The sequence below is a fragment of the Streptomyces tsukubensis genome (genome assembly GCF_003932715.1).
In the GTDB taxonomy this organism is placed as follows: domain Bacteria; phylum Actinomycetota; class Actinomycetes; order Streptomycetales; family Streptomycetaceae; genus Streptomyces; species Streptomyces tsukubensis.
Genome location: NZ_CP020700.1, coordinates 7494006 through 7505368, shown reverse-complemented (window position 1 = coordinate 7505368; position 11363 = coordinate 7494006). Strand labels below are relative to the sequence as shown.

Below are 11363 nucleotides of genomic sequence, written 5' to 3'. Positions count from 1 at the left end.
GAGAACGATCCCCATGCAGAGCGACGACAGCCTCGTGCCCCCTCCCGCCGCAAACGGCGAACCGCACACCGAACCGGACGGCGGACCGGACGGCGGTGACGAGCGGCTCCTGGCCTATCTCCGGCGGGTCACCGCCGATCTGGCCCGGGCCAACCGGCGCATCGCCGATCTGGAGGCCGCCCCCCACGAGCCCATCGCCGTGGTGTCGGCCGCCTGCCGCTACCCCGGCGGCGCCGACACCCCTGAGGACCTGTGGCGTCTCGTCGCAGACGGCACCGACGCCACCTCCGGGTTCCCCGCCGACCGCGGCTGGGACCTGGACGGCCTCTACGATCCGGAGCCCGGCCTGCCGGACCGCACCTACACCCGCCGGGGCGGTTTTCTGCACCGGGCACCGTACTTCGACGCGGACTTCTTCGGCATCTCCCCCCGGGAGGCCGCGGCGACGGACCCCCAGCAGCGGCTGCTGCTGGAGGTGGCCTGGGAGGCCGTGGAACGGGCCGGGATCAGGCCCGCACTGCTGCGGGGCTCCGACACCGCCGTCTTCACGGGCCTGGCCGGGCAGTCGTACCTCGGCCTCGAAGGACACGGCGACGAAGCGGCCGGTTATGTGATGACCGGCGGCGAACCGGGGCTCGCCTCGGGGCGTATCGCCTATGTCCTCGGGCTGCACGGACCGGCGCTGACGGTCGACACCGCCTGCTCCGCCTCCCTCACCGCAATCCATCTGGCCTGCCGTGCGCTGCGCCGCGGCGAGACCTCCCTGGCCCTGGCCGGAGGGGCGACCGTCCTCGCGACACCGGGCGCCTTCCTGGACTTCTCGGTCCAGCGCGGACTGGCACCGGACGGCCGCTGCAAGTCGTACGCGGACTCCGCCGACGGTACGGCGTGGGCCGAAGGCGTCGGACTGGTGCTGCTGGAGCGGCTGTCCGACGCACGGGACCGGGGCCACCCCGTCCTCGCCGTCATCCGCGGCACCGCCGTCAACTCCGACGGCGCGTCCAACGGGCTCACCGCGCCGAGCGGCCCCGCGCAGCAGCGGGTGATCCGGCAGGCCCTGGCGGACGCCGGGCTCACCGCGGCGGACGTCGACGCCGTGGAGGGCCACGGCACCGGTACCCGGCTGGGCGACCCCATCGAGGTCAACGCGCTCATCGCGGCCTACGGCGCGGAACGGCCGCCCGGCCGGCCCCTGCTGCTCGGCTCGCTGAAATCGGTGATCGGACACGCTTCGGCCGCCGCCGGGGTCGGCGGACTGATCAAAATGGTGATGGCACTCCGGCACGGTGTGCTGCCCGCGACCCTGCACGTGGACCGCCCGACATCGGCCGTCGACTGGACGGCGGCGGGCGTCGAACTGCTCACCGCATCCCGTCCCTGGCCCCCGGGCGACCGCCCGCGCCGGGCCGGAATCTCCTCCTTCGGCATCAGCGGCACCAACGCCCATCTGATCCTGGAGGAGGCGCCCGCGGCACCCGAGCCGGACGGCCCGGACGACCCTCCCGACCGTGCGGGACACCCGCTGCCCTTCCTGGTCTCCGGCCGGGACGGGCAGGCGCTGCGCGGTCAGGCCCGGGTGCTGCACGACGCGGTACGGGCCCCGGCCGCCGGGGCCCCCGGGGAACGGGACGCGGCCCGCGCCCCGTTCGGCGCGCTCGCCGCCGCGCTCGCCGTGACCCGGACGCCGATGGAGTGCCGTGCCGTCGTCGTCGCCCGCGACCGGAACGGCCTGCTGACCGGGCTGGACGCGCTGGCCGGTGACGAACCGCACCCGGCCGTGGCCCGGGGCACCGTCCGCCGCGACCGCACCACGGCCTTCCTGTTCACCGGCCAGGGCGCCCAGCGGGCCGGAATGGGCGACGGACTGCGTACCCGCTTCCCCGTCTTCGCCGACGCCTACGACGAGGTGTGCGACCGGCTGTCGCGGGAGTTGGGGCGGTCCCTCGGCACCGTCGTACGCGAGGGCGGGGCGCTACTGGACCGCACCGAGTTCGCCCAGCCCGCGCTGTTCGCCTTCGGGACCGCGCTGGCGCGGCTGCTGATGTCCTGGGGGGTGCGTCCCGCGTATGTCGCGGGGCACTCCCTGGGGGAGATCACGGCCGCCCATGTGTGCGGTGCCGTCGGCCTGGACGATGCCGTAGCTCTGGTCGCCGCGCGCGGACGGCTGATGGGCCGGCTGCCCGCGGACGGGGCGATGGTGGCGGTCACCGCATCCGAGGAGGCGGTCGCCGCCCTGCTGGCCGGGTACGGGGGCGACGTGTCCGTCGCCGCCGTCAACGGGCCGGAGCACACCGTGCTCTCGGGCCCGGTCGGGGCGGTGACCGCGCTCGCGGAGGAGCTGCGGGGGCGCGGGGCGCGGGTCCGGCGGCTGCGGACCAGCGGGGCGTTCCACTCCGCGCAACTGGACCCCCTGCTGGCCGGGTCGGCCTCGTTCGCGGAGGGGATCACCCCCGGGGAGCAGCGGGTGCCGCTGGTGTCCGCGCTCACCGGTGGACTCGTCGGCGCGGAGCGGCTGGCCGACCCGCGGCACTGGGTGCGCCACGCGCGTCGGCCGGTGCGTTTCACCGACGCCCTGCGCGCCCTGGCGGACCACGGGGTCGACACGTTCGTCGAGATCGGTCCGCGCGCGATGCTGACCGCGCTGACCGAGGAGAACACGGCCGCGGACGGCGCCCTCGCGGTGGCGGCGCTGCACGGCACAGGACCCGAGCCCGAAGCGCTGCTGGGGGCCCTCGGTACCCTGCACTCCCACGGTACGGACGTCGACTGGGACGCCTTCTTCGCGGCGGAGGCCGCCGGTGCCCGGGCCGGATCCGGGGCTCCGGGCCGGGTCGCCCTCCCGACGTATGCCTTCCAGCGGCGGCGGCTCTGGCTGAAGCCCGCACCGCGCGCCCGGGACCGCGGACTTCCGGTGGACGGCACCGGGTCCGAGACCACTCCGGCGGGCGATACCGTACTCGGCGCGCTGCTCGGCTCCACCGAACCGGCGGCGGCGGGTGCGGCGCTGGCCGCCCTCCTGCTGCGCGCGGGAGACGAAACGGACCATCCCGTGGTCGAGACGCTCGCCCTCGGCGCGCCGCCGGCCGGTGCCGGGAACGGGCCGGCCGAGGCGCGCGTGACGGTCGCCGCCCCCGACGGGACCGGCCGCCGGCCCTTCACCGTGCACGCGCGGCGGCCGGACCTGGACGCGCCGTGGACCGCGTACGCCTCCGGCACCCTCGCCCGGTCCGCCCCGGCCGTACCCGAACAGCCGGCCGGACCTCCGGACGGCACATCGGACGGTACGTCGGCCGAACTGACGCTCACCGAGGACGAGACGCCCACCGTGGTGGCCGCGCAGCGGGCCCTGCTGCGCCGTGCCGTCGACGCCCTGCTTCCCACCGCCCCGCTCCGGTGGCACGGCCTGCGGGCGCACCGGGCCGGGCCCGACGCGGTGACGGCCCAGATCGTCCCCGCCGGAGAGCACTCGTACTCCCTGGCCCTGCGCGACCGGTCGGGGCGGACCGTGCTGAGCGCGGACCGGCTGGACTGCTCGGCTCCTCCCCCGGCCGCCCGGACCGACTTCCCGGACGCGTTGTTCGAACAGGTCTGGGAGCCGATGGCCGGGGATCCCCGGCCCCCGCGTCCGCTGTCGTGGGCATCCCTCGGGGAGGCGACAGCGGGACTGCCCGGGCCCTGCCACCGTGGTGCCGCGGCCGTACGGGACGCCGTACGCCGGGGTCACCGCCCCGATGCCGTGGTCCTCGAAGCCGCGGCCCGCCCCGCCGGACCGGCTGCGGATCCGGCCCGCGCGGAGTTGCTGCGGGTACTGGCCCTGACCGGCGCGTGGTTGCGGGACGACTCCCTGGCCCGGATCCCGCTGATCGTGCTGACCCGGGGCGCGGTCGCCCTCCCCGGGGAACCGGCACCCGATCCCGTCGCCGCATCCGTACGGGGTCTGCTGGCCTCCGCCCAGGCGGAGCATCCGGGCCGGCTGGTGCTGGCCGATCTCGCCCCCCGGCCCGCCGGGGACGGGCCAGGGGAGCCCGGGGAGCCCGCGGCCGGACTGCTGTCGGCGCTCCGCGCGGGCGAACCCCGGGTGGCCGTGCGGAACGGCCGGGTCCTGGTGCCCCGGCTGGTGCGGGCCGCCACCGCCGCGGCACCCCGTATCCGCATCGGCCCACCCCCCGGCGGATCGGGCACGGTCCTGCTCACCGGCGGCACCGGAGCCGTCGGCCGGATCGTCGCCCGGCATCTCGTACGGGCCCATGGCGTACGGGATCTGCTGCTGGTCAGCCGGAGCGGACCGGCCGCACCCGGCTGCGCCGGGCTGCTCGCCGAACTCCGCCGGGCCGGGGCCCGTGCCGAGGCGGTCGCCTGCGACACCGGCGACCGGGCGGCGCTCGCCGCCGTACTGGAGCGGATTCCGCGCTCCCGCCCGCTGGCCGCGGTCCTGCACGCCGCCGGAGCCCTGGACGACGGCCTGTTCACCGATCTCGGCGCCGACCGGCTGGACCGGGTGTGGCGGGCCAAGGCCGAAGCGGCCCGCCACCTCCACGAACTGACGCTCCGCCCCGGGCCGGGGCGGCCGCCCGTTCCCCTGGTGCTGTTCTCGTCGGTCGCCGGGATCTTCGGCGGGGCGGGGCAGGCGAACTACGCCGCCGCCAACGCGTATCTGGACGCGCTCGCCGCCACCCGCACCGCACTCGGCCTCCCCGCGGTCTCCCTGGCCTGGGGCCTCTGGGAGCTGGCGGACGGCCTCGGCGGGCACCTCGGGGACGCCGACCGGTCCCGGCTCGCCCGGCAGGGCTTCGGCACCGTGACACCGGAGCGGGGTCCCGCCCTGTTCGACGCCGCCCTGCACACCCGTACCCCGGTGGTCGCCGTCGGCCCGCTGGACCTGGCGGCCGTACGCCGCTCGGGCGAAGTCCACCCCCTGCTCCGCGGACTGGCCCGGACCGCGGGCCGCCCCACCGGTACGTCCCCCGCCCGGACGGCGGCCGCCCACGGCCTCGCGGCCCTGCCACCCGGCCGCCGGGGCGAGGAACTCCTCTCCCTGGTGACCCGGCGCATCGGGGAAGTGCTCGGCCACAGCGGGCCGGTGGACCCCGGCCTGCCCCTGGACTCCGCCGGGCTCGACTCCCTCGCGGCCGCCCGGCTGCGCGGAAGCCTGGTCGCCGACACCGGGCTGGCCCTGCCGCTCGCCCGGATCTTCGCCCACCCCACCCCGCGCGCCCTCGCCGAAGCACTGCTGGAAGGAGTCGGCGGACAGCCCGCCCCGGACGAGGCGCTCCCCGGCTTCGCAGCGGACGCCCGGCTTCCCCGGGACATCGTCCCGGCCGCCGCCGTACCGCGGGCGACCGCTCCCCGCCGGGTACTGCTCACCGGCGCCACCGGCTTCGTCGGCGCGTTCGTCCTGCGGGATCTGCTGCGGACGACCGATGCCACCGTCCACTGCCTGATCCGGGCCGCGGACACCGCCCGCGGGGAGGCCGCGCTGCGCCGGACCCTGGAGTGGTACCGGCTGGCGGACGACGTCGAACCGGGCCGGATCGCGGTGGAGCCCGGCGATCTCGCCCGGCCACGGCTCGGTCTCCCCGACGACCGGTACGAACACCTCGCCCGCCACGCGGACGCGGTGTTCCACGCCGCGGCCCACGTCAACTGGGTGCAGCCGTACGCCGCGATGCGGGACACCAATGTCCTCGGCACCGCGGAGGTCCTCCGGCTCGCCGCCCGCCACCGCACCGTTCCGGTCCACCACCTCTCCACCACGGGCGTCTTCGCCGGTCCGTCGCCGGATGGCCGGCCGCTGCGCCCGGACGACGCCACCGGGCCGGCCGAGAAACTGCCCACCGGCTACCGGCAGAGCAAATGGGCGGCGGAGCAGCTCGTCCTCGCCGCCCGTGACCGGGGGCTGCCCGTCACCGTCCACCGGATCGACGTGGTCTGCGGGGACCGGCTGAACGGCGCCTGCCAGGGGCAGGACTTCATCTGGCTGGCCCTGCGGGCCATGCTCCGCGCCGAGGCGGTCCCCGCCGGGTCGCACACCGTGTTCCCCATGGTGCCGGTCGACTCCGTCAGCGCCGCCGTCGTCGCGCTCGCCTGCCGTCCCGATACGGCGGGCAAGGTCTTCCACCACTCCAACGACAACCCCGTACCGCTCGCCGCGATGATCGACCGGCTCCGGGCGCTCGGCCACCGGCTGCCCGAAATCGGCCGGGACCGGTGGGTCCGGCGCGTCACCGCGGACACCGACAACCCGTTCGTCCCGCTGCTCGACGACTTCGAGGCGGTCACCACATCGGCGGTGCCGGTCTATCCGCGGATCGACAGCTCCGCCACCGAACAGGCCCTGCACGGCACGGGTGCCGCCCGTCTCCCCGATGTCGCGGAACTGGTCGACCGGTACGCCGCCTTCTTCACCCGGACCGGGTTCTTCCCCGCACCACCCCCGGGGGAACCGGCCGGTACCAAGGGAGCCGGGAAGCTGCGGCACGGCTGACAACGGCGCGGCCCCGCCGTCCGGCGGGGCCGCTGCCGTGCCGCTCTCGTCGCCCGGCACCGGACCGGACCGTCGCCGGGTCAGATGCCCGGCCGCCCTTCCCCGCCGTCGCGGCGGTCCGCCGCGCTCCGCCGCCAGGCCCGTACCACCCGGTCCAGCTCGACCAGTCGATCGGACGGTGTCTCGGCCAGGGCCAGGTACTCCGCCGTACGGCCGCCCGTGGCGAGGGGGAACGGCGGCTCCTGCGCCCCGCGGCCGTTCAGGGCTGAGCGGGCCAGCTCCTCGGCCCGGCGTCCGGTGGCGGTCTCCAGGCGCAGCGCCTCACGGCGCAGATGCCGGGAGACCGTCCCCTCGCCGTCGAGCCGTCCGAGCCACTCCGTCACCGTCCGGTGCGCCCCCAGCCGCTCGCCGGCTGACCATCCCGAGCGGGCGACATGGCGTTCCAGGACGGTACGGAAGCCGTAGCGCCGGTCCGGTCCCGGCCCGCCGATCCGGTCCAGGACCCGGCGCCGGACCAGCTCCTCCATCAGGGCCACCGCCTCCGTCTCGGCCAGTCCGCAGACGGCCGCCACGGCACCGGGCCAGGCCGCCTCGCCGACCACCCCGACCGTCTCCGCCACCTGGCGCAGCAGCCCGGAGAGCGCGGCCAGTTCCGCCCTGGACCGGCGGTACACCTCGACCGGGACGACCACACCGCCGTCGCGGCGGGCCGTGCGCAGACCGTCCGCCCCGAGGAGCGCGGTGTACGCGGCCACCATCCGCGGATTGCCGCCGGTGACTTCGGTGAGCAGCCGGGCGAATCGTCCGCCGAGTGGATGCGCACCCGCCCGTACGTCCACATGGCGCGCCACCGCCGCGGTGTCCCACGGGCGGAGGGTCAGCACCGGCCAGCCGCCTTCCGCGGTCCACTGCGGGCGGCGGTCCCGCAGGGCCGGGCGGGCGGCGGCAACCGCAAGGGAGGAGCCGTTCTCCCGGGCGCACCGTTCGATGAGGTCCAGTACGTCGTCGCCGGCCAGGTCCAGGTCGTCGACGAGGACCAGTACTCTCCGGCCCGGTGCCGGGGCCGACATCAGCAGGCGCCACCAGGCCGTCAGGGTCTCCTGCGGTTCACCGAGACCTCCTCGGCCCCCGTCCCCGTCTGCTGATGCACCGTCCAGCAGCGGTACGAGCCGTGCCAGGCTGCGGTCGGGGTCGGCCGGTCCGGACCGGGCGACGGCGGCGGCGAGCCGGTGGACGGCCGTCTCGCCGGAGTCGGCGTCCATGATCCCGAGAAAGTCGCGCAGCCCGGTGCCGAGGAGCCGCAGGGTGCTGCCGTCGACCGCCGCCGCCGGAGCGCGTACCACCACGAACGTGTCGTCGTGCGCGGTCGCGGCGCGCTCGCAGTCGTCGAGGAGCCGGCTCTTGCCCGTGCCCGCGTCACCGGTCACCAGGAGGACCCGGCGGGAGGATCCGTCCGCTGCCGCGACCAGCTCCGCGAGGAGTTCCGTCGGATGCGCGGTGCCGCCCTGCGGCAGTGCCGGTGGTGGCGTGGGCGCCCGTCGTGGATGGGCACCGTGTGCGGCCCGGATGTCCGGCCGGCCGGCCACCGGCCGGTACTCCAGGTGTTCCGCGGTCCGGCGCCAGGTCTCCTCCGTCACCCAGATCTCGCCGTCACCGACGTCGAACAGCAGCTTCTGCGCATCGTCGACCGCGGCACCGGCGATGGACAGGGGCGCGCCCGCCTGCCCCGGATAGTGGATCAGGACCTCTCCGGTGGCCACCGCGGCCCGGACGCCCACCGGATGCGCTCCCCAGCGGTCGCCCGCGAAGTGGTGACGGACGGCCAGGGCGGCGGTGACCGCGCGCCGCGGGTGGTCGCGGTCATGGCTGCCGGTGTCGGCGAACACCAGCAGCCACAGGGCCCCGAGCCGGGCGGTGACGCTGCCGCCGAAGCGCTCCGCCTCGCTGCGCGCGCGCCGGCACACTTCCGCGAGTCCGCCCGCCGGGTCCGGGGCCGGGTCCTCGTCGGCGGTCACCGGCCGGGGCACGGCCCGCAGCAGGACCGCTGTCACCTCGCTGCGGACGTGCGCCGGATGGACCGGGCCGTCCTGGCCCGCGGGCAGGGCGGGGTGGCCGGACGGGCGGCGCGCCGCGCCGATGAGCGCGGACGTCTCGTGGGAGGGCCGCAGCAGTCCCGGGTCGTGGGAGAGGATCGCCCGGTGCAGGTCGCGCAGTTCGCGGCCCGGTTCGAGGCCCAGCTCGTCTGCGAGGCCCGTGGTGAAGTCCCGGTACACGGCGAGGGCTTCGTTCCGGCGTCCGCAGCGGTACAGAGCGGTCATCAGATGGGCGGGCAGCCGCTCCCGGTGCCGTGCGTCGCGGGCGACCCGCCGCAGTTTCGGCAGGACGTGATGGTGGTGGCCCAGGCGCAGTTCCGCGTCGACGTAGTCCTCGAAGACATCGAGCCTGGCCTCTTCGAGGGCCCGCAGTTCCGGCCAGGACACCCCCGTCTCCACCAGGTCGGAGAGTGCGGGGCCGCGCCAGAGTTCGAGCGCTTCGCGCCAGGTACGGGATGCCGCGGGCAGCAGACCGTCCGCGCAGAGCGCCCTTCCCCGCGCGGCGAGTTCCTGGAACCGCAGCAGATCGACCTGGTCCGTCCCGGCCCTCAGCAGATAGCCGGGCGGCCGGGTCAGCAGCCGGGGGCCCGTACTGCCGTCCGCCGCCGACAGCGCGGTCCGCAGATGCCATACGACGTTCTGCACGCCCTTGCGTGCGGACGGGGGCGCACCGGCTCCCCAGAGCGCGGTGATCAGCCTGCTGGCCGGCACGACCTCGTTGCACCGGAGCAGCAGACAGCCCAGGGCCGCCCGGCGCCGCGGGCCGCCCAGGGACAGGACGTCGGGGCCGCGGGTGACCTCCAGCGGCCCCAGCAGATTCAGCCGGACCTCGGCCGGGGCGGGGGCCGGCGGGGTCGTGGCGGCACCGTCCATGACGCTCCGGGTTCTCATGTGCCGGGTCCGTGTCCCGTACCCGGGACGGCGGGGACAAGGAAGGCGGAGGAGGCGGGGAGGCCCGGTCCGAGCAGCGCGGGGTCGTGGGTGAGCACCGCCTGCTGGAGCAGCCGCAGCTCCCGGCCGGGCTGCTGTCCGGTGCGGCGGACCGCGGCCTCGCGGGCGCGGTGGTGGACGGCGAGCGCGTCCACCTGGCGCCCCACCCGGTAGAGCGCGACCATCAGCAGTGCGGTCAGCCGTGGCCGGAGCGGCTGCTCCTCGGCGTGGACCATCAGCTCGCGCACCACGTCGTGGTCCCGGCCCAGGGCGAGATCCGCGGTCACCGCAGCGAGGCGGGCCGCCCAGCGCTCCTCACGTACCGCCTCCGATGCGGGCCAGTGTGCGCATTCGGGCGCCAGATCGGCCAGGACGTCACCGCGCCAGAGGTCCAGTGCCCGCCGCAGGGTGAGCGCCGCGCCGGGCCAGTTCCGGTCGGCGAGCTGCCGCTCCCCGCGGGCGGCCTGCCGCCGGAACCGGAGCAGGTCGACCTCGTGGGGGGCCGCTTCGAGAAGCCAGCCGCCGCGGTCACCGGGACGGGCGGTGGGCAGAGGGGTGCCGGTCCGCACCGCGGGCAGTGCGCCGTGGAGTGCCGATACGGCGCCGGAGACCATGCGCGGCGCGGTCAGCGGTGCCTCCTCCGGCCAGAGGGCGGCGGTCAGTTCGTCCGGGGACACGGCCTCGTTGCTGTGGAGCAGGAGGTAGCCGAGGACGGTGCGGACGCGCCGGCTGCCGAGTTGCGGCCGGTGGCCCCGGTGCAGGACCTCCAGCGGTCCCAGCAGATTCAGCTCGGTCCGCCCGCTCCGGGGCTCCCGTACGGCCGGACGCCCGGCTCCCCGTCCGGTGGGCGGGTACGGCTCGGGAGGCAGGGGGGCGGTACGGACGGTGAACCGGGGGCGGGCAGCGGTCCTCGCCGGGCTCATACCGGCCCCGCCTCCGCCCCGGTCCCGACGGTCAGCCCCAGCATCGCCGTGCAGCGGTGCAGTTCGGCGGCGAACCGGTCGATCCGGTCCGCGAGCGCCGCGTCCGGCATCGTCGCCGTACCCCCGGCCGGCCGGGATCCCCGCCCCTCCCGTACGACGACGAAGTCCTCCGGGCAGGCGGCGATCTGGGTGGGCACCACCCAGCCTCCCAGGGATCTGGCGACGGTACGGAGCTGGTCGCAGACCACGTTCCCGGTGCGCGGCCCGCTGCCGTGGGCCACCAGTCCGACGGCCTTGCCGGCGAAGCCGGTCCGCGGGAGTTCGTCCAGCGCCGTCTTGAGCAGACCCGAGTAGCCGCTGTGGTGTACGGGGCTCGCCAGCACGATCGCGTCGACGGCGTCCACTCTTTCGGGCAGGGCGAGCCGGGACAGGTCGGAGCGGGGGACACGGGCGAGTTCGATGCTCCGGACCTCGCCGCCCGTCGAGCCGACCGCGTCCGCGCAGGCGGCAGCGAGCCGCCCGGTCGAGGAGTGCGGGCGAGGACTTCCGATGATCACGAGCATGCGCACGGGTGGAGTCTCCGTTCTGGTCCGGGGCGCCGCGGGCCCGTTGGCGTGCAGGCGCCCAGTGGGTGTTCACAGCGGTGGCGGGGGGCGTCGGTACGGTTCGGGGCCGGCTCGTCCACCGATCGCCCGGGCTCCTCTCCCCCGGCGTCCCGTACGGTGTCGCGGCCCGTTCCCGGACCCGGATCCGCCTCTCCCGCGCCCCCCTTCCAGGAATACCGGGATACGTGCCGCGGCGGCATCGCGGCCAGCAGCCAGCGCCTCTTCCCATCAGCCCCACCCGCTGGTTCCAGCTAGCTGGAATCCCCGGTCGCCCGCCCGGCGTCCGGACCGCGGTCAGGGGGGACGAGGATCGGCCGCGGCGGTGGCC

4 protein-coding genes are annotated in these 11363 nt (G+C 76.3%); 1 reads left to right on the top strand and 3 read right to left on the bottom strand.

What is annotated here, in order from left to right:
- The first annotated feature begins 13 nt into the window (after nt 1-13).
- Nucleotides 14-6484: a type I polyketide synthase gene (locus B7R87_RS31170; protein WP_130584801.1), complete on the top strand. Its 6471-nt coding sequence runs from the start codon at nt 14-16 to the stop codon at nt 6482-6484.
- Between the two features lie 80 nt (nt 6485-6564).
- Here the strand turns inward: B7R87_RS31170 and B7R87_RS31165 are convergent, their stop codons facing one another.
- From B7R87_RS31165 to B7R87_RS31155, 3 genes are read right to left on the bottom strand one after another with little or no spacing between them, the layout of a single operon-like run.
- On the bottom strand, nt 6565-9468 hold the full coding sequence (locus tag B7R87_RS31165) for a BTAD domain-containing putative transcriptional regulator (protein ID WP_130584800.1): 2904 nt from the start codon (nt 9466-9468) through the stop codon (nt 6565-6567).
- On the bottom strand, nt 9465-10430 hold the full coding sequence (locus B7R87_RS31160; protein ID WP_006345013.1) for an AfsR/SARP family transcriptional regulator: 966 nt from the start codon (nt 10428-10430) through the stop codon (nt 9465-9467). The genes B7R87_RS31165 and B7R87_RS31160 overlap by 4 nt, the downstream gene beginning before the upstream one ends.
- Nucleotides 10427-10993, bottom strand: coding sequence for an NADPH-dependent FMN reductase (locus B7R87_RS31155; RefSeq protein WP_006345014.1), 567 nt, complete (start codon nt 10991-10993; stop codon nt 10427-10429). Before B7R87_RS31155 ends, B7R87_RS31160 begins: the two co-directional genes overlap by 4 nt.
- Nucleotides 10994-11363 lie beyond the last annotated feature (370 nt).

Coding starts and splice junctions, on each gene's coding strand:
- B7R87_RS31170 (WP_130584801.1), top strand. CDS start 14: ATGCAGAGCGACGACAGCCTCGTGCCCCCTCCCGCCGCAAACGGCGAA.
- B7R87_RS31165 (WP_130584800.1), bottom strand. CDS start 9,468: ATGAGAACCCGGAGCGTCATGGACGGTGCCGCCACGACCCCGCCGGCC.
- B7R87_RS31160 (WP_006345013.1), bottom strand. CDS start 10,430: ATGAGCCCGGCGAGGACCGCTGCCCGCCCCCGGTTCACCGTCCGTACC.
- B7R87_RS31155 (WP_006345014.1), bottom strand. CDS start 10,993: ATGCTCGTGATCATCGGAAGTCCTCGCCCGCACTCCTCGACCGGGCGG.